Source organism: Chryseobacterium sp. JUb7 (assembly GCF_024806495.1).
Lineage (GTDB): Bacteria > Bacteroidota > Bacteroidia > Flavobacteriales > Weeksellaceae > Chryseobacterium.
The window spans coordinates 36,412-60,098 of record NZ_JANUFF010000002.1 but is presented as its reverse complement, the minus strand read 5'-3'; the positions used below and the strand labels follow the sequence as shown (position 1 = coordinate 60,098).

Below are 23,687 nucleotides of genomic sequence, written 5' to 3'. Positions count from 1 at the left end.
TAATTATTGTTTATCTGAAATAAAATTTATATCTTTGCACCCACTTTTGTGGCGAAAAGGTTTGACGAGTAAATTACTTATAATTAATTACTTCCGTATTTTTTAATCCGCATTTATTCAAACCGTTAAAAAAGAAGGAATACAAATTTTATTAGAAAATGTCAAAAGAGACAAATTCAGCAGAGGTTATTTTAAACCAAAACGTAGCACCAGAACAATTTGATTGGGATTCTTTCGAATCAGGTCTTGATGCAGATGCGAGAAAAGAAAAAAGCGATTTAGAAGAAATCTACAACGGATCTCTTAACAGCCTAAACGATAACGACGTTTTAGTTGGTAGAGTAGTAAGATTAACTGACAAAGAAGCTATCGTAGACATCAACTTCAAATCAGAAGGTGTTATTTCTCTTAACGAATTCCGTTACAACCAAGGCCTAAGTGTAGGTGACGAGGTAGAAGTAATGGTTGACAGAAGAGAAGACAAAACTGGTCAATTACAGTTATCTCACAGAAAAGCAAGAACGCTTAAAGCTTGGGATAAAGTAAACGAACTTCACGAAACTGGAGAAATCGTTAACGGTTTTGTAAAATCTAGAACTAAAGGTGGTATGATCGTTGACGTACACGGAATCGAAGCATTCTTACCTGGTTCTCAAATTGACGTTAAGCCAATTAAAGATTACGATCAGTTCGTAGGTAAAACTATGGAGTTCAAAGTTGTGAAAATCAACCCTGAGTTCAAAAACGTAGTTGTATCTCACAAAGCATTGATCGAAGCAGATATCGAAGGTCAGAAAAAAGAAATCATCGCTCAGCTTGAAAAAGGTCAGGTTCTTGAAGGTACTGTTAAGAATATCACTTCTTACGGTGTATTCATTGACTTAGGAGGTGTTGATGGATTGATCCACATTACAGACCTTTCTTGGTCTAGAGTGAACCACCCATCTGAAATCCTTGAGGACGGACAGACTGTAAAAGTTGTTATCCTTGATTTCGATGATGAGAAAACAAGAATCCAATTGGGTATGAAGCAATTAGAAGCTCACCCTTGGGATGCTCTTTCTGCTGACATGAAAGTTGGAGACAAAGTAAAAGGAAAAGTAGTAGTTCTTGCTGACTATGGTGCATTCGTAGAAATCGCTCCAGGTGTAGAAGGATTAATCCACGTTTCTGAAATGTCTTGGTCTACTCACTTGAGATCTGCTGGTGACTTTGTGAAAGTAGGTGATGAAGTTGAAGCTGAAGTATTAACTTTAGATAGAGAAGACAGAAAAATCTCTCTTGGTATCAAGCAATTATCTAAAGATCCATGGGAGAACATCGAAACTAAGTACCCTGTAGGATCTAAGCATGTAGGAACTGTAAGAAACTTCACAAACTTTGGTGTATTCGTAGAGTTAGAAGAAGGTATCGACGGTTTAATCTACATCTCTGATCTTTCTTGGACTAAGAAAATCAAGCACCCATCTGAGTTCTGTGCAGTAGGTGATAAACTAGATGTTGTAGTTCTTGAATTAGACATCCAGGCTAGAAGATTATCTCTAGGTCACAAGCAATTGACTGACAACCCTTGGGATGCATTCGAAACTAAATATGCTGAAGGAACTATCCACGCTGGTAAAGCGGTAGAAGTACACGATAAAGGTGCTTCTGTACAGTTCGAAGATGCTGAAGTTGAAGCTTTCTGCCCATCAAGATTATTAGAGAAAGAAGATGGATCTAAAATCAAAAAAGGTGAAGAAGCTCAGTTTAAAGTAATCGAATTCAACAAAGAATTCAAAAGAGTAGTAGTTTCTCACACAGGAATCTTCAGAGATGAAGAGAAGAAAAATGTGAAAGACTCTTCTTCTAGAAATGTATCTTCTTCTTCAAACAACGAAGAAAGATCAACTCTTGGAGATATCGATGCTTTAGCAGAATTGAAAAGAAAAATGGAAGAAGGTAAATAATCCTTAATTCATTATAATATTGAGCCACTCGTTTGAGTGGCTTTTTTTATGGTTGGATTTTTAGTTTTCATTAATAATGATTTATTTTTTTAATATATCACCATATAAAGAAAAATTTATTATTTTTAATCGATTTAAATAACAAACTTTTAACTATGAAAAAAACATTTTTATTTTTCCTTTTTACATTCCTCGTATCCTGGAATTCACTGAAAGCTCAAAGAGATTATCTGTTTGTAATAGATGATGGATCCACAATGGATGACGTTCGCTGGGCAGAGATGAAAACAACTACTGTAAATTTGATACAGCGCCTGCTAGCTTGTGATCTTAGAAATAGGTTTGCGGTAGTTCATTATGGAACAGGTTTACATAATGCCGTAAATTTTAATTATATACCAAGAATCTATATAGAGAGTGATTTTACAAATGATACTTTTGTTGAGAAGTTTATAGAAAGAAGATTGATCGGAGGTCAGGCTTTTCATGAATCATTAGGTATGATAGGAGATGCCATAGATGGTAATCCGAACTTTGGAATTGTAAGTTCACAAACTACATTGGCTCCTGATCCAAGTTCTGAATTGTTTGTAGTTCTTATTACCGATGGCTCGAGAAATACCGGAAACTTAGCTTTTGGCTCTCATCTTGTGGATTATAATAATGCAATACCAAATACTCCTGCAGCATTTGATAATGTCAATCAATTTAAGACCGTTAGAAATGCAAAATTTGCTGTAATGCATTTGAGCCCTGACGCACAATCTAGTGCTGCGGGAGCTGCTATTGCCAGTGCAGGTGGATTCTATACAGGTTCCGTTGAAACAAATACCGGTGATCCTGAATTCGGGATATTACCTAAATTATATTTTCCAAGACCCCAGTTTTTCCTTTATTTATATGGGGGTAATACCATCGAAGAGGATTTTGAAAGAGTAGTCAATGGCTTGTGTAATTCTTCTGTTGGCAAAGTCATGTTTTTTTATGAACCTTCAGGGTGCGGAATGCCACCGGAGGCTCATATAGGCGGCAGTATTTCACTTCCGGCCGGAGCCACTTATATCAATAGTAAATTAGTTTTAAGGAGTATTGACACAGGAAATGATTATAGTATTTCTGCGACACCTGTTTTTGGGGCTGCAGGAAGTTTTAACTATGTAATTTATCCGTCAAATTATGGTTTACCTCCTGGTGCTACAGGAAAATATAAATTTGTTATGTCTATTCAGTATCAAACTGCTAACGGTGCTGTTGAAGCTATGAGTTGGAATAATTTTCCTTTCCTTGACTGGGATATTGATTTGGGTGCCTGTACGAAAGCTGCAGCAAGCACACCTCCTAAAATTGAAAATACATCTTTGAAAATTACACCAAATCCTACTACGGGATTATTTAGAGTAATCCTGAAAGAAGCTGTTAAATCCGGAAAAATTCAGGTTGTAGATGTTTCTGGTACAACTGTTTATACAGCAATAATAAGGAATGAAAAAGAAATTGATATTGATATCAGCTCTAGCAAAGAAGGAATATATATCGTTAATATTCTTACAGATAAAAACGAAATCTATTCTGAGAAATTGATTAAAAAATAACACTAAAGACTGTCCCAGAGACAGTCTTTTTTTTAATATGTTCAGTTTTTAGAATTATTTTACAGAGGGTATTTTTAGAATTATTAAAAATAAATTAAAATGTTATTTAATTTTATAAATTATATGTTTCCTGATTGTTAATAATTTGTAAATTAGCGCCTTTATTAGTTTATATGAAAAAGATAATTCTACCTCTTTTATTTGCGGCATTCGCAGTGTTTCCTTCAACTTTGTTTTCTCAGGACAACGATAAATTAATTAAGGAATATATTTCTCAAAATAAAATCAGAGAATATAAAAAATCAGACCTTACCAATTTTATCATTGATAATGTTGATCAGTCAAAATCTTTAAACAGTGATGTTGTTAAATTTCAGCAGACTTATAAAGGATTTCCTGTGTACAGTTCTGTAGGAACAGCTCTTATTAAGAATAATAAAGTTACTTACTTCTCTGATAATTTTGTGAAAAACTATCAGGAAGCAGGACCCGGCAATGCTACAGTAACAAGAAGTGCAGCTCTTCAAAAAATTGCAGAAGAACTTGGAAATACAGAGATTTCCGGCTTTACTATTTTAGGCTTTCTGGAAAAATCCGGAAGCGACAGTAAATCGGCAAAACAAAGACTTGTATATCATTATGATGCCAATGATAAATTACGTTTGGCATATGAATACATTTTGAGAGAACCAAAATCTGCAAATTACTGGAATATTCTTGTCGACGCTAATGATGGTAGAATACTTGAAAAAAATAATTTAACATTATCATGTAATTTCAATGCTGATGCTTACTCTTCGGACCTTACTCACCAGCATTTTACAGATACTCATCAGCTTGTGGGAGCTGAAAATAAAGCTCAGCAGAATTTCGTATTCTTTGCTCCGGATAACGCATCATACAATGTATTTCCGTTACCTCTTGAAGCTGCTACATTTGGACCAAGATCAGTGATTTCAAATCCCTGGATGCTGAATGCGTCACCTGAAGGATGGCATTCTGACGGTACTACCCATTATACCAATACCAGAGGAAATAATGTATATGCATATGAAGATACGGCAAATACCAATAATCCCGGTTTGTCTCCGGATGGAGGAGCTACAAGAAGTTTTGACTTTCCTTTTAGTATAAATGGAAACTCAGCTTACAACCAAAATGCATCAATTACCAATTTATTTTACTTAAATAATAGAATCCACGATGTTTTCTATCAGTTTGGATTTACAGAATCAGCAAGAAATTTCCAATGGAATAATTTTGGAAAAGGAGGTTTAGATGATGACGGAGTTTTCGCGGAAGCTCAGGATGGAGGTGGAACCAATAATGCGAATTTTGCTTCTCCACCGGATTACTATAATCCAAGAATGCAGATGTATATGTGGTCTACTGTTAACAGATTGTTCTTTTATAATGCTCCGGGAGCAGCCGTTACCCGTACTCCAGGTGCAGGAACAGCTCAATATGGTATGGCTTTAAATGCAACAGGAGTAACAGGAGATGTGCAGTTGTCTTCTGTTTTAGACGGATGTACAGCTTTACCGGCTGGATCGCTTACCGGAAAAATTGGTTTGGTTGAAAGAGGAACCTGCTCTTTCGTTATCAAATCCAAAAACCTGCAGGATGCTGGTGCTACAGCTGCTGTTATTTATAATAATGCTGCTAACGGATCTACGATTGGCAATATGGCAGGAAATGATCCTACGGTTACCATTCCTTCAGTATTGATTAGTTATGCAGAAGGAAATTATATCAAATCACAGTTAACTTCAGGAACAGTGAACGTAACCTTAAAGAATGATCCTGCGACAAGTGTAACTCCGGATGGAAGTTTTGATAATGGTATCGTAACTCATGAATATGGACACGGTATTTCTAACCGATTGACAGGGACAGGCTATGGCTGCCTAAGTTCATCTGCAGATAAAGAGCAGATGGGAGAAGGATGGTCGGATTTCTTTGCTTTAATGTTAACAAATAAGCCGGGAGATAATGCATCTGTTGCAAGAGGTATGGGAACATACGCAGCCGGGCAGGCGATCACAGGAGGTGGAATAAGACCTGCGAAATATTCACCTGATTTTACCATTAATAATTTTACATATGGTGATACGAACGGAATGGAGTATAATAACGGATCTGCTATTGTTCCGGATGTACATTCTATCGGGTTTGTCTGGGCCTCAATGCTGTGGGATCTTCACTGGAAATATGTAGAAAAATACGGATACGCTTCTGATGTGACGGCTAATGCTACAAATGGAAGCTCAAGAGTTTTACAATTGGTTACTGACGCCTTGAAACTTCAGATTTGTAATCCGACATTTATTGACGGAAGAAATGCAATCATTGCTGCTGATCAGGTAACAACCGGTGGAGCAGACAGATGTATGATCTGGAATACTTTTGCAAAAAGAGGTTTAGGGGTGAATGCTTCTGCGGGAGTTAAAACCAATATTAATGATCAGGTTGAAAGCTTTGATATTCCGGATGATTGTGCTTCATTATCTACGAATGAAGTGAAAGCTGTAAAAAATACAGTTTCAATCTATCCAAATCCTGCGAAAAATGAATTCTTCATCAATTTCCCAAGCAGCACACTAGGAAAAGTAAGTGTTGAAATTTACGATATGTCAGGAAAATTAGTTTCTTCAGAAGATAAAATTTCTCCGGATGCTAAAAAAGCTATTTCTACGGATAAGCTGATCAACGGAACGTATATGGTAAAAGTAAAAGGCTTAGGTTTTGATGCTACCTCTAAAGTTATTGTGAAAAAATAATAAATATAATACATACAATTCCAAATAGAATCGGCGCGAGCAAAGCTCGCGCCGATTCTATTTATCTATCATATCCATGCTGTATAGTAGTTTACCGAATATATTGTACCTTTGCAGGCTCTGAAAAATAATTATGAAGAAGAAAAATATACTAAAAGGAGTTTTATTTGTAGGAATTGGTGCGAGTATATATGGGATGTTGGCAACTTTTGTAAAGTTGGCTTACCATGATGGTTACACTACTTCAGAAGTGACGACATCACAATTTATATTGGGTCTGGCAGGTCTTTTAATTCTGAATTTCATACAGACGGTGACTTCAAAACAAAAACTGTCATCACCAACGGCTAAAGAAGTAAGAACGCTAATGCTTGCCGGAACATCTTTAGGGTGTACAAGTTTATTTTATTATATTGCTGTTCAGTATATTAATGTTTCGATAGCGATTGTTCTTTTAATGCAGTCGGTTTGGTTTAGTGTGGTGGTAGAAAGTTTTATCACTAAAAAATTACCCAATGCCAGAAAAGTCATTTCTGTTATTATCGTTTTGATAGGAACTGTTCTGGCAACAAATCTTGTCAATGAAAGTATAGAAATCGATTGGCATGGAATCTTCTGGGGATTAATGGCAGCCGGATCATACACATTGACGATGTTCACATCCAATACTTTGGCCACGCATCTTCCTGTTTTCAGAAAGAGTTTTATTATGTTGTGTGGAGGTTCAATTGTTGTATTTGTATTTTTATTTTTTGCACAGATCGGACCTTTATATTCTGACGGATTAAAGTCATTTTATATGAATTTCACAGAAAATACAGAGCATATCCATTCTTTTAATTATTCGATCCTTTGGAAATATGGATTGATTTTATCACTGTTCGGAACGATTATACCGCCTATTTTATTCAATGTAGGTTTTCCGAATGCAGGACTGGGATTGGGGAGTATCGTTTCGTCGCTGGAGCTTCCGGTTTCAGTAACGATGGCTTTTGTGTTGTTGGGTGAGAAAGTTATTTTTATTCAATGGGTAGGAATTGCTTTGATTCTTTTTGCCATTGTTTTAATGAATTTACCTTCCAAAAAAGAGCTTGTAGTAGCAGAAGTATCATAAAAAACAGTATTTAAATTAAAAATAATAGTAAAAACCGTTTCTTTTGAAGCGGTTTTTTTAATTTTAATAAATAAAATAAATTTCATGAAATATTTTAAAAATGCTGTTGCGGTTTTAATGCTATCGATTGCGCCTGGTATGATGTTTTCTCAGGTAAAACCTTTGGATGCAGAACTTACCAATTATCAATATCCTTACGAAGTTCATTTTCTTAATTTTAAATCTCAGAATAATGATCTTAAAATGGCTTATATGGATGTGCGGCCCAAAAAGTCAAACGGAAAAACTATAATGCTTCTTCATGGAAAAAATTTCAACGGAGCGTATTGGGAGAAAACAGCGAAAGATTTATCAGATAAGGGTTTCAGAGTGATTATTCCTGATCAGATCGGGTTTGGAAAATCTTCAAAACCTGAACATTATCAATTTTCATTTTCTCAATTGGCAGACAATACCAAAGCTATATTGGATGATCTGAAAATAAATAAATTAATTGTACTGGGACATTCGATGGGAGGAATGGTGGCAACCAGATTTACATTGCTCTATCCGGAAAAAGTTGAAAAATTAATCTTAGAAAATCCTATAGGATTAGAAGATTATAAGACTTTCGCTGCTTACCAGACGATTGATCAGGCTTACCAGTCAGAATTAAAAAATACATCTGAGTCTTACAAAAACTACCAGTTAAAGTTCTACTACGACAATAAATGGAAATCAGAATATCAGCCGTGGCTGGATTTAATTGCAGGCTGGACTTTACATGCTGATTATCCGAAAGTGGCATGGGATGCTGCCCTGACTTCAGATATGATCTACAATCAGCCGGTTTGCTATGAGTTTAAAAATATCAAAATCCCTACCTTATTAATTATCGGAACAAGAGACCGAACGGCAATCGGAAAAGACAGAGCTCCAAAAGAACTGCAGCCGAAAATGGGACAATATCAGGAATTGGGTAAGAAAACACAGCAACAGATTGCAGGATCCAAATTAGTTGAAATTGAGAATACAGGACATCTTCCGCACATCGAAGTCTACGATAAATTCTGGAATGCGTTATATGAATTTATAAAGTAGGAAAGTGGGAAAGCAGATGTTGGAAGTTTAAAGGGTTGAATATGAATCTCCCATCCTTTGAAGGAGTGGCGAAAATTCAAAGAATTTTTGATGGAGTTGCTAAAAATCGAGAATAAAGGAAGTTTATAAGTTCTATGAAAAATAGACTTCGACAGGCTTAGCCTGGCATCTCTAATACCAACTTTTTATTTGTCAGGCTTAGCCTGATGAAGCCCTTCAATAATTCATAAGCTCCCCAATAAAAAGAGACCGCTAAAAATTAGCAGTCTCTTTTCGTATGTATTGTTGTCTGAATTATTTCTTCTTGTAAGCAGCGTCTTTAATTCTCGCTTTTTTACCTCTAAGGTCTCTGAAGTAGTAGATTCTAGATCTTCTAACTTTACCTCTTCTGTCAACTTCAATTTTTTGAAGAGCTGGCATGTTGATAGGGAATACTCTTTCTACACCTACATCACCAGACATTTTTCTGATTGTGAAAGTTTTTGTAGAACCTGTACCTCTCAACTGGATAACTGTTCCTTTGAAGAACTGAGTTCTGGTTTTTTGACCTTCCTTAATCTCGTAATACACAGTGATGGTATCACCAGCTTTGAATTCAGGGAATTCTTTTTTTGTAATGTACTTGTCTTGTACGTACTTTAATAAATCCATTATTAATAAATAAAATGTTAAGGCTAAGCAACTTACACGGACTTCGTCAGAGGTTGAATAACAGGTTGCAAATATATGAAATAGTTTTTAAATATTCCAAACAAATGATATACTAAAAACAATAATTTTTTTGTCCGATTTGGTCTTAAAACTTAACACTTCTTTTAAGTTCCCATCAGATACAGTTTATATGGGAAGTCTACTTTTGCCCGATGATAAAAAGCAATCAATCAATGCTTTTCAAATGATCAATACACAATTTTAAAACATTTATACCACTTAAACTGTACTACAATGAAACATGTATTATTCTTTTTTTGTTTTGCCGTCCAGATGGCATTTGGGCAGACTTTGTTTCCCTATTTGCAAAATCCGACGCCAAGTTCAATGATCGTAAACTGGAAAACGTCGTCAAACAACGAAACCACAGTTACTTATGGAACTACTCCTGCTAATTTGAATGTTACCGTAACCGGAACAACCAATATTTTTTCAGATACAGGATATAATAACAATTATTATTACCACACAGCTAAAATCACCAATTTACAGCCAAATACAAAGTATTATTATAAGATAAAAACAGGAACAAGCGAATCTGCGGTTTACAATTTCAGAACGCTTCCTTTACCGGGGCAGCCTGTTACTGCCGATGGGAAAATCCGTTTCTTGATTATGGGCGACAACCAAATCAAGGCAGAACCAAGATATGATACCCTAACTTTAAATGCATACAAGAAATTAAAGGAAAAATTCGGACCTACATCGGATCCTTCTGATAATATTGCCTTGACTTTTATGGTGGGAGACCAGGTGGATGTAGGAACTCTGGATCATTATGAAAACGTTCATTTTAAAAAGAATATTAAACTGTCACCATATCTTCCGATCCAGACCACAGTTGGAAATCACGAAACATATGGAAGTTTGGGAATGAATTCTTATTATGCACACTTCTATATTGATGAAATTAAATATAAAAATATTTCCTCGGGAAATGAGAATTATTATGCACAGCAAGCCGGAAATGTACTGTTTGTAAGTTTGAGCTCAGAACATACAGGTTCAGCACAGCAAACATGGCTTCAGCAGATTTTAAATGAAGCAAACAATGATCCTACCGTAGACTGGATTATTTCTTTAAGCCACAGACCTTATCAGGCAGAGCAATATGTCGGGGATATCTCAACCTGGGTTAGAAATAATGCTGTTCCTCTTTTGACAAGCTCAGGTAAATATCTGATGCATGTAGGGGCACACCATCATTTGTATCATAGAGGACAGTTGAAAGAATCTCCAAATTATCAGATTATTTCTGGTGGAGTAGCATGGGACCAGTATTGGGGAATGTCAAACGAGCAGGATTTTGATGATGTTCAGAAAACATTAACAGACTGGACCTATCAAATTGTAGAAGTAGATGTTGCTACCGCAAAAGTAGATGTAGAATGTTACTCGATCGGAGGAATTTATACTAAAAAAAATAATGAACTGATCGATAGTTTCCACAGATATAAAAATCAGCCGAAACCTGTAAAACCTTCTATTACCAATACTTTTTCGGCACCGGTTACATTACCGTTAACTTTAAATGGGAGTGCTTTTTCCACGACAAACGGAGAACTGCTCAATACAACTCAGTTCTTAATCAGTAAAGCTGCCGATTTTTCAGTGATTGAAAAAGAACTGTATCGTGATTATGAAAACTGGTTTGGAAAAGAAGGGAGCGGGAATCCTGACAAGACCAAAAATTTAAATGCAGGGGTTGATATTACAAAAGCGACCATTGCTTCAAACTCAATTACAAACGGGATTTATTACGTGAAAGTTCGTTACAGAGACAGAAATTTGGAGTGGAGTGACTGGAGTGACCCTAAACAGTTTGAAGTGACAGGAAGTGTGGTTTCAAATCCTACTTTTAATTTAAGTAAAACCGAATACACGCAAAATGAACCTATTGTGGCTACATTTACAGACGGTCCCGGAAATCAGCAGGATTGGGTTGGAATTTACAAAAAAGGTCAGAACCCAACTTCTGTAACGTCTCAAGGATTTCTTTATACCAACGGACAAACTTCCGGTACGGCGACTTTTCCAAATGGGATAGCTAATAAAGGACAGTATTTTGCAGGATTTTTTGCCAATAACGGCTATACGGAAATTACACCGAGAAAGAATTTTTATGTAGGACCGAAAGTGGTATTAAATACATCTTCAGATACCTATCCTGTAGGCGGAACGGTAGTTGTGAATTTCAATAACGGACCCAATTTATCAAAAGACTGGATCGGAATTTATAAAATGGGGCAGGTTCCCGGACCAACACCTTCTGTTAAGTGGGATTATGTAACAACGGCTACAGGAACCCTGAATTTTACAGGTCTTCCAAAAGGATATTATTATGCTCAGTATTTTTTAGAAGATGGATATACAACGGTAGGGGAAAAAGTGTTTTTCAAAGTCGGAGATATTGTAACAGAACTTTGGATCAATAAACCGGTTTATACATTGGGCGAAAATATTACAGCTTCGTGGACGGATTCGCCGGGAATTATTAAGGATTGGCTGGGAATTTATCCTCAGAATATTCAGATTCCGGATGATAACTTTGTTTCGTACACCTATTTTGACGGTGTTGCACAGGGAACAAAAGCAATTACAGGTTCTGCAGTTCCTACAACTCCCGGAAATTATTATATGGTAATGTTTACTAATGACTCTTATACTGAGGTTTCAAACAGAGTTCAGTTTCAGGTTCAGGGAGCAACTTTAGGGACAGGTGAGGTGAAAAATCCCAATGAAAAAAGTGTTGTTTTATATCCAAATCCGACAAAACCGGGACAACCGACATTCATCAAAAGTGATTATCCAATCGAAAAAATAGAATTACTTTCAGCCAACGGAGATCTATTGTACAAATCTGAAAACGTACAAAATCAAAGATTCTCTCTGGTGAATGAAAATCTTCCGAAAGGAGTCTATTTTGTGAAAGTTCATTCAAGAAAATTATTTACTTTAAAATTAATTATTCAATAAATTAATAAGAAAGAAGAGTCCTGAAGGAATGATTTAAAACAGGGTTGGATAGCAATCCAATCAAACCATAACAGATATTTTCAAAAACACGAAGAGGCTGTCTCAAAAGTACCCCTTCTCTCGGACTCCTATCTGACAACTTTTGTCATTTAAGGAATTCTCAGAGCGTTGGTTTACCTTTTGAGACAGCCTCTTTTCTATTTTTTTAACAGGCAATAAAATCGAATAAATAATAAATCGAAATTCTTGTCTTTCTAATTTTTCATCACTAAACCGGCTAGAAGCCCTACAATGCCTATTGAAAGTCCAAATGTTATCATTCCTAATATATAGGAAACCAGAGCTTTTGCATAACTTGATACTTTTGTTTTATCAAAAAATTGCCCGACTGCCCAGGAAAAGTATATAAAGACAATAACTGCCGCAATCTGCATCAAAGGGAATTTAATTAATCCTTCAAAAAGAGCGAAAACAGAAAATATCAACATCTCCATACCCAGGATAAAACAAAGTAAAATCAATATTTCAAAAAAATTGTAATCATATTTCCTGAAAAATATTTTTAGCCAGAAAGCAATAAAGCCGCCCATTATAATATTTGAATACCCATAATGGCTCTGAACCCAATTATTAATGGACTGCATTTGAGATCCTTCTGCATCAAGTTTGATATAGCCTTCCTCTATGTGAAAGAATTTACTGATTAAAGTATAAATTAGTGACGTTACAATAATGAATATAATGGGTTTTACCAATCTGCTTCGGTTCTCAGTAATAAAATTTTTAATATTTTCTCCCGGTCTTATCAGTAATTCTCTTATTGTATATAAAATGCCTCTTTCAAAATGCAAAACATGTTCAATTTCGTGGATGATGTAGCGGCCATCGATTCTTTTGGGTTTTACAGTTTGCTTACAGTTTGAACAAAATTCTTCACTCATATTTAAGTCAGTTTTGAGAGCAAAACAAGACAAATAATTTTGAATATACTTTACACTTTAGTGTAGTTTTTAATACTCATTTTCCGACTGGAATTTTCAGCTCAATAATAGGGAAGAAATAAAATATAAAAAAAGCACTGAAGGAACCATTTAAAGCAGGGATACACGGCAATCCAATTATAACACGAATACTTTCACAAACAAAAATCGGGAAAGTTTCATTTTCCCGATCTATATTAATCATCAGTTGATTTTAAAGCCCAACCGATCAGCGGAGCCTGCATAAAAAGTCTTGCCAATCTCTGGTTGTCGGTATTAAGACCAAATGAATCTCTTCGGTTTTGGTATTGAGCAATATTTCCGGGAAGTACAGCCGCAAAAAATCCTGCCACAAATTGTCCCATTCTTTTTCGATATTTTTTAGGAGCAGCAATCAATGCGGCGCCCAGTGCTATTTCTGCAATTCCCGAGTAAACTACAGTATCATCTTTTTTTAAAGGAACCCATTCCGGAACCTGAGCCTGAAATTCTTTTCTGGCAAAAGTTAAATGGCCAATTCCTGCAGTAATAAGAAATGCCCCAAGAGCAATTCTTGAAATCTCTTTCGTTTCCATAATGTTAAATATTTGTGATGGTGTAAGTAGCATTAAACCAAAATCAGACCACGATGAATTAAAATATATAAATTTAGAACGGGATCCCGAAAGATTTAAAACAGGATTGGATGCGATCCAATAGATGAAGGAATATTAAAAAAATCGGGGGGAAATTAAATTTCCTCCCGATTTTATTTTATTGATAAGGATTAACCTTTTTCTTTAAAAACCGATCAATTCCAAACGCTTTATAACCATATAAGGAAAAGAGTCCCAGTATCATAATATACAAAACCTGTGGTAAATAAAAGAAATAGCTGAGCCATGTAAAGCTATCCATCGGTCGGGTTCCTACTTTGGGATCAATCGGGATCAGTTCTGTAGGAATAGAATGGATGTCTTTTGAAATAAGGGCAACCAGCATAACCACAATTAAGGCTAAAGAGCTGAATCTGGTGAATAAACCTATTAATAAAAACAATCCCCAAATCATTTCATTCGCAGCAACAAAGTGTGCCATAAACTGAGGGTTACTGAATCCCAGACTTGTAATTGTTTTTAGCATATAGCCCTGAAAAACGGGATGGAATAATTTATTGAAGCCTGTTATAAAAAAAAATAATCCGATACTGATTCTGCAGATTACATAAAAAACATCTCCAATTTTGTTAAAATTTTCTTTTTGCATTTGTATAAAATTTATGAGGGTTAAATCTTTTACGGGTTGAAATTATTCAATACTTGTGTATTCTATAGATGGCCAAAAATAGAAAAAGTTAATTTAATCATGTCAAAAAAGACTGAATATCGGATAATATGAGAAAAATTATTAAATTTAAGCCAACAGAAAATCTAATATTTCATGATAGATAAAAGAGTAAAAAATGCAAAGGAAGCCATTGAAGGAATTAATGACGGAATGACATTAATGTTGGGCGGGTTTGGTCTTTGCGGAATTCCTGAAAATTCAATTAATGCATTGGTAGAGAGTGATGTAAAAGATCTTACCTGTATTTCAAATAATGCGGGAGTTGATGATTTCGGATTGGGATTACTGCTTCATAAAAGACAAATTAAGAAGATGATTTCGTCTTATGTAGGAGAAAATGCAGAATTTGAAAGACAGATGCTTTCAGGGGAATTGGAAGTTGAGCTTACACCACAGGGAACTTTGGCAGAGAAATGCAGAGCAGCACAAGCCGGAATTCCTGCTTTTTATACACCTGCAGGCTTTGGAACTGAAGTTGCTGAAGGGAAAGAAGTAAAAGATTTTAAAGGAAAACCTCACATTCTGGAGCATGCTTACGAAGCAGATTTTGCAATTGTAAAAGCATGGAAAGGAGATCACGCAGGAAATCTTATTTTTAAAGGATCTGCAAGAAATTTTAATCATCCGATGGCCGGAGCAGGAAAAATTACCATTGCTGAAGTGGAAGAATTAGTAGAACCGGGAGAATTGGATCCAAACCAGATTCATATTCCTGGAATTATGATTCAGAGAATTTTCCAGGGCGAGAAGTTTGAAAAAAGAATAGAACAAAGAACTGTTAGAAAAAGAGACTAATCTTTAAACAGTTTTCTTAAAAAATAATACCCCGAAAATTGATTTCGGGGTAATTTTTTATAATGACCAAATTTGTTCTTCTGAAGAAAAGTAACGTGATGAGAAATCTTATCCGCAATCATGTAAACCTTCAGCATCCATCATCCAACTTCCATCCTCTACAATCTATATCCGATCCTCAATCCAAAACAGAAATTAAAAAGATTTCCGGAGCTTTCTTCAAGATTTAATTTTTGAAAAAGCGGTTTTAAACCTGTTCCGTTTCTGGTATCCTCTGTTTCATTATATTCAATATCGCTGTTATTTATCTTTCGATTCATCATTCCCAATCCGATAAACGGTTCCAGAATTATTTTCTCCGACACTGAAATTTGATTTCCAAAAGTAATATTAAATCCTCTGGCTGTTCTTTTTGTTCCGAAATAATCAGCATACAGCTTTGTTTCATCCTCTCTTGGCGAGTAATCTACAGAATTTGTACTTTCATTTTCTCTGTAAAATAATTGTAATCCGACATAAAATTCGTTGCGTTTAGACTGAATTCTTGATTGGAGCAGTTTGAATAAATAAACCCGACCTTCAATATTAGCTTTAAAACCTTTTGATTTCAATAATATGGTATCCGGTTTGCTGAAATCATATAATTGATACCCAATCTCGGCATTTACACCGAAATAAGGGTTAAGTTTTCTTTCAGCGGAGATTTATAGGGTTGGATAAGAAACGGCGTCAACCAGCTGGGCTGCGTTCAGTTTTAAAATCCAGTTACGCTCCTTTGATCCCTGAGCAAAAATCAAAGGAGAAAATGCTAAGATGAGAATGGTTAAAAGTTTTTTCATGGAAATTAGTTTTAGCTTAAATCAAAGTTTCTGCGATTTTCCTTTCTCCGATTTGCTGTCTCCACATCGCATAATACAGTCCCTTCTCTTCAATTAACTGTAAATGCGAACCGGTTTCTACAATCTGTCCGCGTTCCAGAACAAAAATCCGGTCAGCATGCATGATTGTACTTAATCTATGGGCGATAAGAACCGTAATTTGCTCTTTTTCTTTAGAAATTTCTTTTATCGTCATTGTAATTTCTTCTTCAGTGATACTGTCTAGCGCAGACGTAGCTTCATCAAAAATAAGAAGATGAGGTTTTCTCAATAATGCTCGGGCAATGGCAATTCTTTGTTTTTCACCACCACTTAGTTTTAATCCGCCTTCACCTATAACAGTTTCTATTCCGTTTTCAGCACGCTCTAAAAGACCTGTACAGCTTGACTTTTTTAGGGCTAATTGTAAATCTTCGTCTGTTGCCGAAGGATTAACAAACAGAAGGTTTTCTTTTATCGTTCCCGCAAAAAGCTGAGTATCCTGGGTTACAAATCCAATTTGATTTCTCAATTCATCAAAATCAAACTCTTTTCCATTAATTTTATTGTAAAAAATTGAACCTTCCTGAGGTCTGTATAAGCCGACAAGCAGTTTTACCAATGTACTTTTACCGGAACCACTCGGGCCTACAAATGCAATTGTTTCACCGTTTTTTACATTAAAAGAAATCGAGCTGAGCGCTTTATAATGAGCGGTCTGATGCTGGAATGAGATGTCTTGAAATTCCAGTTCTTCAATAGCACCGATTCGTTTTGGGTTATCAGGTTTAGGCTCTATTTCTTTTTTCATCACTCTGTCGAAGTTGAATAGTGATGCCTGTGCTTCACGATATGAAATGATAATGTTTCCGATTTCCTGCATCGGACCGAAAATAAAGAATCCGTAAAACATCAATGATAAATATTGTCCCGGCGTTACCACATTTTTGAAAATAAGCAACAATAGGGTGAAAGTAATCGTTTGCTGTAAAAAATTAACCAAAGTCCCCTGTACAAAGCTTAAAGAACGAATGCTTTTCACTTTTCTCAGTTCGAGATTCAGAATTTTATAAGTGTTGTTATTCAGACGTTCCACTTCCTGATTGGTAAGACCCAGACTTTTCACAATTTCGATGTTCCTAAGACTTTCTGTAGTACTTCCTGCAAGATTGGTCGTCTCGGTTACGATATTTTTCTGGATGGTTTTTATTCTCTTGCTTAATAAATTGGTTACAACAGCAATAAAGATAATACCGACCACATAAACAGGCATGATCGACCAATGCAGACGTATTGCATAAACTGAAACAAAGATGATGCTTACCAGAATTCCAAAAAATACATTGATGAAATTATTAATGAATTTCACTGAATCTTCACGTACTTTAGTCAAAATTGAAAGTGTTTCACCACTTCTTTGGTCTTCAAACTCCTGAAAGGGTAATCTCATAGAATGTTTTAACCCATCAGTGAAAATTTTAGCACCGAATTTTTGAATGATTACATTCACTACATAATCCTGAAATGCTTTTGCAATCCTGCTTATCATTGCCGTACCTACGAGCAGACCCAGGAAATAAAAAACACCATGATAGATATCAGTCCCATAGAGGTATTCATTCATATTTCTCGGAAGGAGTTTCTCTTTATCAAAAAAATTGGGATGAGTAACCAGTTTATCCAGTATATTTCCTGTAATAGCAGGCGCAAACAGTGAGAAAACTTGATTTACAGAAGCTAATAAAAGCGAAGCGATGATTAGCCATTTATAAGGTTTTAGATAGTATAATAGAATTTTCATTTGTAAAATTAAAAAGTCCACAAATTTACGACAAATTGAGAAGCAAAATTTATCATAGGTTAAGAAAGAAAGTATTTCGTAATTCTGAAAAAATGGCTAATTTGGCAGGATAAGATTAAGCTATGCTAACTAAAGAACAAATTGCACAAAGAATTTCCAAAGAAGTTAAAGACGGATATTATGTAAATTTAGGAATCGGAATTCCAACATTGGTTGCGAATTACGTTCCGGATAATCTTTCAGTAGAATTTCAAAGTGAAAACGGAGTGTTGGGAATGGGACCTTTCCCTTTTGAAGGAGAAGAAGATGCAGATATCATCAACGCCGGAAAACAGACTATTACCATATTGGAAGGGGGATCGTTCTTCGATTCAGCTTTCAGTTTCGGAATGATCAGAAGCCAGAAAGTAGATCTTACCATTCTTGGAGCTATGGAAGTTTCTGAAAACGGAGACATTGCCAACTGGAAAATTCCGGGAAAAATGGTAAAAGGTATGGGTGGAGCCATGGACTTGGTGGCTTCTGCAGAAAATATTATCGTTGCGATGATGCATGTAAATAAAGCCGGAGAGAGTAAGATTCTGAAAAAATGTTCACTTCCTTTAACGGGAGTTAACTGTGTAAAGAGAGTGGTTACCGAACTGGCGGTTCTGGATGTTACTCCTGCAGGTTTCAGACTGGTGGAAAGAGCACCGGGAGTTTCAGTGGAACACATTATCCAATCTACAGAAGCAGATCTGATTATCGAAGGTGAAATTCCTGAGATGCAGTTTTAATAAAATAAAAACCTTGTCACTGACAAGGTTTTTTTATTTTAATTGTTAAACAGCTTATTTAGCTAAACTGCCGACAAGTATTTCTTCTTGAATTGGCTGGCAGTCTTTTTTAGAAATTATCTTTACTCTGAATTCTGTATCCTTTGTGTATTTTTTACAACTTTCATCGATAAAATTAGAAGGTAATTGTTTAAAGTCATGAATGTATCTTTCCGCTTCCTCTTCTTTCGTTGGAATTATTAAACAGTAATAAAGACTTTGAGTATAATTACTGGAATCGGTGATGAATTTTTTCTTGCATTTTAATGCCTCATTAAATGTCATATATATTAGTTTTTACAAAAATAAATAATAAAGGATAATAAACTTATGGAAAACAGTAGTTTTTCTAATTGATTTTGTGGTTGTTAACTTGTAAATGATAAAAAGCTTTCTTCAGAAATTATTTGATGATTTAACATTATATAATATCGTTATTCTGTTAAAATGAATGAATGATTGAAAAGTATTCAATATAAAGTGAAATATTATTATGTTAAAGTTTATTAAACACTTCTGGTAATGGGCTTTTTTTAAGACTTTTTTAACAATTTGTTGTTATTCAAAAAATAAACTCTGCCGTGATAACAGCAGAGTTTAAATATGGTATGTAGATTCTAAATACTATTTACTGTCCTGCGCGCCAAAAACCTTTTGTAGAATACTTGTTGTTCTCATGGCGGGTGTGTTTCTAAGACCGCTTTCTTTTTGAGCTACCATTTTAAATACCCCGTTGATGGTTTCTGTAGTTACATATTCATTAAGGTCTGTGGTTACAGATTGCCCTGTCAATGTATTGTATTTGGAAATTATTGTTTTCCAGACCGAATCTGCACCTACTTTTCCTAACGATGCTTTTACTTTAGGCTGAAACGCTGTAAATAACTGGCTCTGGGTTTTTCCCTGCAGATAACTTGTTGCAGCATTATCGGTGCCCAGCAGAATGTTTTTTGCATCTGTAATCGTCATGGAAGTAATCGCATTTGTAAAAATAGGAGTGGCTTCCGTTACTGCATCTTCAGCAGCTCTGTTTAATAGTTTTACCCCCTGATCTGCCAAGCTTCCCAAACCTAAAGAACGTAAGGTCGTATCTACTTTTCTTAATTTTTCAGGCATTAATATTTTCACAGCTTCATTTTTTAAAAAGCCGTCGGTAACGCCCAGTTTCTTTACTCCTTCAGATACTCCAAGGTTTAAAGCTTCTTTGAGTCCTGATGAAATTTGAGTAGAAGTCAGACTTCCAAGATTTACAGGAGAAGTTGTATTGGATTTTGGAGTAGCAGTATTGGTTGTACTGTTATTTTTTACAGGAGTATTGAGATCTATTCCGGTTTTATCTTTAACAGTAGATTTTATAACATCAAAAATTTGTGCTTGTGTGGATACCGAAATTAATAATCCGGCTGCCAGAAAAAAAGTTTTTTTCATCGTCTATTTTTATGCAAAATTAGATGTTTTATTTTTTAATAAGTTAAAAAGATTGTTGAAGTTTTCAGAAAATAATTATATTAGCTAAAACCTTAATCAAATCCCATGATACGAGCCTTTTTACTATTTTTTATACTAGTCTCAACTTCAGTTTTTTCCCAAAAAAAACTGAATCTAATTCCTTATCCTCAAAAAGTGCAAATAAATGAAGGAAATTTTACTATTTCTAATGTTATTATGTTAAATAACGATTTGCCAAAAGAAGAAACGGAATATTTTAAAAAGAAGGCAGGTGCAAATCTGAAATTTCAGAATTCCGGAAAATCAGAAGCACATTTGGTATATTCTCAGCTTCCAAAAGCAAATAATGTTGATCAGAATAAGGAGTTTTATGTTTTAGAAATAACTCCCAAACAAATTTCTATCAAATCTTACACTAAACAGGGTTACTTTTTGGCACTTCAAACATTAATCCAAATTATTAATCAATATAAAGATGCAGGAAAGATCCCTGCAATGAAAATCGAAGATCAGCCGAAATTCGCATGGAGAGGAATGCATTTGGATGTTTGCCGTCATTTTTTCACAGTTGAAGAGGTGAAGCAATACATTGATTATTTAGCCATGTATAAATTGAATACTTTTCATTGGCATTTAACAGACGATCAGGGCTGGAGAATTGAAATTAAAAAATATCCGAAACTGACACAGGTGGGTTCAAAGCGCAAAGAATCAATGATCGGAGCTTACGTAGACAATACTTTTGACGGAAAACCATACGGGCCATATTTTTATACTCAGGACCAGATCAAAGATGTTGTAAAATACGCTACAGAAAGACATATTACCGTGGTTCCTGAGATTGAAATGCCTGGCCATGCTTTAGCTGCTTTGACGGCTTATCCAGAGTTAGCATGCACAAAAGGTCCATTCGAGCCGGCAACAAAATGGGGTGTTTTCGATGATGTTTTTTGTCCGAAAGATGAAACGTTCAAATTTCTTGAAAATGTTTTGGATGAAGTAATGACGCTTTTTCCTTCTCAGTATATCCATATCGGTGGGGATGAATGTCCGAAGACAAGATGGAAAGAATGTGCTCACTGTCAGGAATTAATTAAGAAAAATAATTTAAAAGATGAACACGGTCTTCAAAGTTACTTCATCCACAGGATAGAAAAATATGTCAATAAAAAAGGGCGGAAAATTATCGGCTGGGATGAGATTCTCGAAGGCGGATTGGCTCCCAATGCAGCTGTGATGAGCTGGACAGGAATTAAAGGTGGAGTGGAAGCTGCAAAAACAGGACATTTTGCTGTAATGACCCCAACTTCCTATTGTTATTTTGATTATTATCAGGGAGATCCACAGACTGAACCACCTGCTTTCGGAGGTTTTGTACCTTTAGAAAAAGTATATTCTTACAACCCGATTCCTGAAGAACTGAATGCAGAACAGGCGAAATACATTTTAGGGGTTCAGGCGAATTTATGGACGGAATATATTCTTGATTTTAAACAGGTTCAATATATGGTTTTGCCAAGAATGATGGCTTTGTCAGAGGTTGGATGGGGAACCTCAGATCCCAAAAATTATAAAGAATTTGAGGAAAGAGTGATTTCTCAATTCAAAGTATTGGATAAAATGGGCGTAAATTACGCGAAAAGTATTTATAATATTACCGGAAAAGCTGTTTCAGAAAATAATTCCGTTGTCTACGAGCTAAAAACGTCACAAAACGCAAATGGTATAAGATATACTTTAGATGGAACAGATCCCCGTTCAAATTCTCAGGTTTATCAGAATCCGGTTCCTGTTACAAAATCTATGGGAATAAAATCTGCCTATTTTGAAAATGGAGACTTAAAAAGTGCCATTTCATCACAACAGTTTATCGTGTCAAAAACGACAGGGAAGAAAATAACATTAGAGCAGCAACCTAGCGAAAATTATTCTTATAATGGTGCTTTCAATTTAGTTGATGGTATTATTGGAAATCAGAGACAATTGGGAACAACCTGGCTTGGCTTTCAGGGGAAAGATGTTGTGGCAACGATTGATCTGGGGCAGAAAACTCAATTTAATGAGATCTATTTTAATACATTAGAAAATAAAGGAAGCTGGATTCATCTGGCGAAATCAGCAAAGGTATTTGTTTCTGATGATAATAAGAATTTCAAAATGATTAAACAGATCGGTGGAGAAGAAATTAAAAATGCAAAAGGAAAAATTAAACTTAACGTAGGAAATCAAAATTCAAAATATATAAAAGTTAAAATAGAAAATGCAGGAATTATTCCGGCTGGAAATCCGGGAGCAGACTCAAAAGCATGGCTTTTCGTAGATGAAATCGGAGCAAACTAAAACTTTTAACCCCAAAACTTTAAACTTTAAACAAAATGTCTTCACGTAGAAAATTTCTAAAACATACAGCTTTAGCATCATCTGCATTATTATTGAATCCGTTGGATCTAATTGCTAAAGATTTACCTGAAAACAATACAAAAATAATCAATAAACCAATTGTTCTTTCCACATGGAATTTTGGTTTGAAAGCCAATGAAGAAGCCTGGACAATCCTTGGGAAAGGAGGAAGGGCTTTGGATGCTGTGGAGAAAGGAGTTCGTCTGGTTGAAAATGATCCGAGTGAAAGAAGTGTTGGCTATGGTGGTCGCCCCGATAGAGACGGAAGAGTGACATTGGATGCCTGTATTATGGATGAGAATTATAATATAGGATCTGTTGCCTGTCTTGAAAACATTAAAAATCCGATTTCCGTTGCAAGAGCCGTGATGGAAAAAACACCGCATGTGATGCTGGTGGGTGACGGAGCTTTACAGTTTGCGGTTTCTCAAGGTTTTAAAAAAGAAAATATTCTCACTCCCGAATCTGAAAAAGAGTGGCAAGAATGGCTGAAAGACAGTAAATATCAGCCTATCGTCAATATTGAAAATCATGATACCATCGGAATGATCGCTCTGGATGCACAGGGAAATCTTTCCGGAGCATGTACAACCAGTGGAATGGCTTTCAAAATGCATGGCAGAGTAGGCGATTCTCCAATCATAGGAGCCGGTTTATTTGTAGATAATGAGGTGGGCGCAGCTACAGCAACAGGTCATGGGGAAGAAGTGATCAGGACGGTAGGTACTCATTTGGTTGTTGAACTGATGCGACAGGGAAGAAAGCCACAACAGGCCTGTAAAGAAGCCGTGGAAAGGATTGTACAGATTACCAAGAGAAGAAATAAAAACTTAAAAGATATTCAGGTTGGTTTTATTGCGATCAACAAAAAGGGTGAATACGGTTCATACTGTATTCAGGACGGATTTAATTTCGCCGTGTATGACCAAAAAGGAAACCGTCTTGAGAAACCTGAGTTTGCTTTGAAATAAGGTGTAAAAAATTAGATATTAGATATTAGATATTAGATATTAGATATTAGATATTATTTTTGCTAAACCCTAAACCCTAAACCCTAAACCC

Annotated in this window: 19 protein-coding genes; 10 read left to right on the top strand and 9 right to left on the bottom strand. The window is 35.5% G+C overall.

Features of this window, described 5'->3' with window-relative positions:
- Window positions 1–158: 158 nt before the first annotated feature.
- From rpsA to M2373_RS03880, 5 genes are all read left to right on the top strand, one after another.
- Window positions 159–1,949, top strand: coding sequence for a 30S ribosomal protein S1 (rpsA, locus tag M2373_RS03900; protein ID WP_259107742.1), 1,791 nt, complete (start codon window positions 159–161; stop codon window positions 1,947–1,949).
- Between the two features lie 155 nt (window positions 1,950–2,104).
- Entirely contained in the window at window positions 2,105–3,541 is a 1,437-nt protein-coding gene (locus M2373_RS03895) for a T9SS type A sorting domain-containing protein (RefSeq protein WP_259107740.1), read from the top strand.
- 173 nt (window positions 3,542–3,714) lie between these two features.
- Entirely contained in the window at window positions 3,715–6,321 is a 2,607-nt protein-coding gene (locus M2373_RS03890) for a T9SS-dependent M36 family metallopeptidase (protein ID WP_259107738.1), read from the top strand.
- Between the two features lie 133 nt (window positions 6,322–6,454).
- Window positions 6,455–7,435, top strand: a complete 981-nt coding sequence (locus M2373_RS03885) for a DMT family transporter (RefSeq protein WP_259107736.1) — start codon at window positions 6,455–6,457, stop codon at window positions 7,433–7,435.
- A gap of 84 nt (window positions 7,436–7,519) precedes the next feature.
- A complete protein-coding gene (locus M2373_RS03880; RefSeq protein ID WP_259107734.1) occupies window positions 7,520–8,515 on the top strand; it encodes an alpha/beta fold hydrolase in 996 nt (331 codons plus the stop codon).
- Between the two features lie 294 nt (window positions 8,516–8,809).
- Here M2373_RS03880 and rplS read toward each other — a convergent pair whose 3' ends face one another.
- Window positions 8,810–9,166 carry a 50S ribosomal protein L19 gene (gene rplS, locus M2373_RS03875; RefSeq protein WP_007846341.1) on the bottom strand — a complete coding sequence of 119 codons (357 nt, stop codon included), beginning with the start codon at window positions 9,164–9,166 and terminating at the stop codon, window positions 8,810–8,812.
- 294 nt (window positions 9,167–9,460) lie between these two features.
- Between rplS and M2373_RS03870 the strand changes: the two genes are divergently transcribed.
- Window positions 9,461–12,202 (top strand): fibronectin type III domain-containing protein, encoded by a 2,742-nt coding sequence (locus tag M2373_RS03870; protein WP_259107730.1) that lies wholly within the window; start codon window positions 9,461–9,463, stop codon window positions 12,200–12,202.
- Between the two features lie 254 nt (window positions 12,203–12,456).
- Here the strand turns inward: M2373_RS03870 and M2373_RS03865 are convergent, their stop codons facing one another.
- The 3 genes from M2373_RS03865 to M2373_RS03855 all read right to left on the bottom strand — a co-directional run bounded on the left by M2373_RS03865 (window position 12,457) and on the right by M2373_RS03855 (window position 14,427).
- Window positions 12,457–13,143, bottom strand: coding sequence for a DUF3667 domain-containing protein (locus M2373_RS03865; protein WP_259107729.1), 687 nt, complete (start codon window positions 13,141–13,143; stop codon window positions 12,457–12,459).
- A 236-nt stretch (window positions 13,144–13,379) separates the two neighbouring features.
- On the bottom strand, window positions 13,380–13,757 hold the full coding sequence (locus M2373_RS03860) for a hypothetical protein (RefSeq protein ID WP_259107728.1): 378 nt from the start codon (window positions 13,755–13,757) through the stop codon (window positions 13,380–13,382).
- Between the two features lie 178 nt (window positions 13,758–13,935).
- Window positions 13,936–14,427, bottom strand: a complete 492-nt coding sequence (locus tag M2373_RS03855) for a DoxX family protein (protein ID WP_259107727.1) — start codon at window positions 14,425–14,427, stop codon at window positions 13,936–13,938.
- A gap of 174 nt (window positions 14,428–14,601) precedes the next feature.
- Between M2373_RS03855 and M2373_RS03850 the strand changes: the two genes are divergently transcribed.
- Complete coding sequence (locus M2373_RS03850) at window positions 14,602–15,303, top strand: CoA transferase subunit A (protein WP_259107725.1); 702 nt, start codon at window positions 14,602–14,604, stop codon at window positions 15,301–15,303.
- Window positions 15,304–15,461: 158 nt separating this feature from the next.
- On the opposite strand, the gene M2373_RS03845 is transcribed toward M2373_RS03850, so the two are convergent.
- The 3 genes from M2373_RS03845 to M2373_RS03835 form a co-directional block, all read right to left on the bottom strand.
- Entirely contained in the window at window positions 15,462–15,914 is a 453-nt protein-coding gene (locus M2373_RS03845; protein WP_409013181.1) for a hypothetical protein, read from the bottom strand.
- A 93-nt stretch (window positions 15,915–16,007) separates the two neighbouring features.
- A complete protein-coding gene (locus M2373_RS03840; protein WP_259107724.1) occupies window positions 16,008–16,142 on the bottom strand; it encodes a hypothetical protein in 135 nt (44 codons plus the stop codon).
- 16 nt (window positions 16,143–16,158) lie between these two features.
- On the bottom strand, window positions 16,159–17,961 hold the full coding sequence (locus tag M2373_RS03835) for an ABC transporter ATP-binding protein (protein ID WP_259107722.1): 1,803 nt from the start codon (window positions 17,959–17,961) through the stop codon (window positions 16,159–16,161).
- 122 nt (window positions 17,962–18,083) lie between these two features.
- Here M2373_RS03835 and M2373_RS03830 point away from each other — a divergent pair, with 122 nt between their 5' ends.
- Window positions 18,084–18,737: a CoA transferase subunit B gene (locus tag M2373_RS03830; protein ID WP_259107721.1), complete on the top strand. Its 654-nt coding sequence runs from the start codon at window positions 18,084–18,086 to the stop codon at window positions 18,735–18,737.
- 54 nt (window positions 18,738–18,791) lie between these two features.
- Here the strand turns inward: M2373_RS03830 and M2373_RS03825 are convergent, their stop codons facing one another.
- Both M2373_RS03825 and M2373_RS03820 read right to left on the bottom strand, forming a co-directional pair.
- Window positions 18,792–19,061, bottom strand: coding sequence for a hypothetical protein (locus M2373_RS03825; protein ID WP_259107719.1), 270 nt, complete (start codon window positions 19,059–19,061; stop codon window positions 18,792–18,794).
- A 339-nt stretch (window positions 19,062–19,400) separates the two neighbouring features.
- Window positions 19,401–20,204, bottom strand: a complete 804-nt coding sequence (locus M2373_RS03820; RefSeq protein WP_259107717.1) for a DUF4197 domain-containing protein — start codon at window positions 20,202–20,204, stop codon at window positions 19,401–19,403.
- A gap of 105 nt (window positions 20,205–20,309) precedes the next feature.
- Between M2373_RS03820 and M2373_RS03815 the strand changes: the two genes are divergently transcribed.
- Window positions 20,310–22,565 carry a glycoside hydrolase family 20 protein gene (locus tag M2373_RS03815; protein ID WP_259107714.1) on the top strand — a complete coding sequence of 752 codons (2,256 nt, stop codon included), beginning with the start codon at window positions 20,310–20,312 and terminating at the stop codon, window positions 22,563–22,565.
- A gap of 35 nt (window positions 22,566–22,600) precedes the next feature.
- Window positions 22,601–23,596 (top strand): isoaspartyl peptidase/L-asparaginase family protein, encoded by a 996-nt coding sequence (locus M2373_RS03810; protein ID WP_259107711.1) that lies wholly within the window; start codon window positions 22,601–22,603, stop codon window positions 23,594–23,596.
- Window positions 23,597–23,687 lie beyond the last annotated feature (91 nt).

Bases quoted from the DNA above. Each gene is read 5' to 3' on its own strand.
- rpsA (WP_259107742.1), top strand. From the start codon at position 159: ATGTCAAAAGAGACAAATTCAGCAGAGGTTATTTTAAACCAAAACGTA.
- M2373_RS03895 (WP_259107740.1), top strand. From the start codon at position 2,105: ATGAAAAAAACATTTTTATTTTTCCTTTTTACATTCCTCGTATCCTGG.
- M2373_RS03890 (WP_259107738.1), top strand. From the start codon at position 3,715: ATGAAAAAGATAATTCTACCTCTTTTATTTGCGGCATTCGCAGTGTTT.
- M2373_RS03885 (WP_259107736.1), top strand. From the start codon at position 6,455: ATGAAGAAGAAAAATATACTAAAAGGAGTTTTATTTGTAGGAATTGGT.
- M2373_RS03880 (WP_259107734.1), top strand. From the start codon at position 7,520: ATGAAATATTTTAAAAATGCTGTTGCGGTTTTAATGCTATCGATTGCG.
- rplS (WP_007846341.1), bottom strand. From the start codon at position 9,166: ATGGATTTATTAAAGTACGTACAAGACAAGTACATTACAAAAAAAGAA.
- M2373_RS03870 (WP_259107730.1), top strand. From the start codon at position 9,461: ATGAAACATGTATTATTCTTTTTTTGTTTTGCCGTCCAGATGGCATTT.
- M2373_RS03865 (WP_259107729.1), bottom strand. From the start codon at position 13,143: ATGAGTGAAGAATTTTGTTCAAACTGTAAGCAAACTGTAAAACCCAAA.
- M2373_RS03860 (WP_259107728.1), bottom strand. From the start codon at position 13,757: ATGGAAACGAAAGAGATTTCAAGAATTGCTCTTGGGGCATTTCTTATT.
- M2373_RS03855 (WP_259107727.1), bottom strand. From the start codon at position 14,427: ATGCAAAAAGAAAATTTTAACAAAATTGGAGATGTTTTTTATGTAATC.
- M2373_RS03850 (WP_259107725.1), top strand. From the start codon at position 14,602: ATGATAGATAAAAGAGTAAAAAATGCAAAGGAAGCCATTGAAGGAATT.
- M2373_RS03840 (WP_259107724.1), bottom strand. From the start codon at position 16,142: ATGAAAAAACTTTTAACCATTCTCATCTTAGCATTTTCTCCTTTGATT.
- M2373_RS03835 (WP_259107722.1), bottom strand. From the start codon at position 17,961: ATGAAAATTCTATTATACTATCTAAAACCTTATAAATGGCTAATCATC.
- M2373_RS03830 (WP_259107721.1), top strand. From the start codon at position 18,084: ATGCTAACTAAAGAACAAATTGCACAAAGAATTTCCAAAGAAGTTAAA.
- M2373_RS03825 (WP_259107719.1), bottom strand. From the start codon at position 19,061: ATGACATTTAATGAGGCATTAAAATGCAAGAAAAAATTCATCACCGAT.
- M2373_RS03820 (WP_259107717.1), bottom strand. From the start codon at position 20,204: ATGAAAAAAACTTTTTTTCTGGCAGCCGGATTATTAATTTCGGTATCC.
- M2373_RS03815 (WP_259107714.1), top strand. From the start codon at position 20,310: ATGATACGAGCCTTTTTACTATTTTTTATACTAGTCTCAACTTCAGTT.
- M2373_RS03810 (WP_259107711.1), top strand. From the start codon at position 22,601: ATGTCTTCACGTAGAAAATTTCTAAAACATACAGCTTTAGCATCATCT.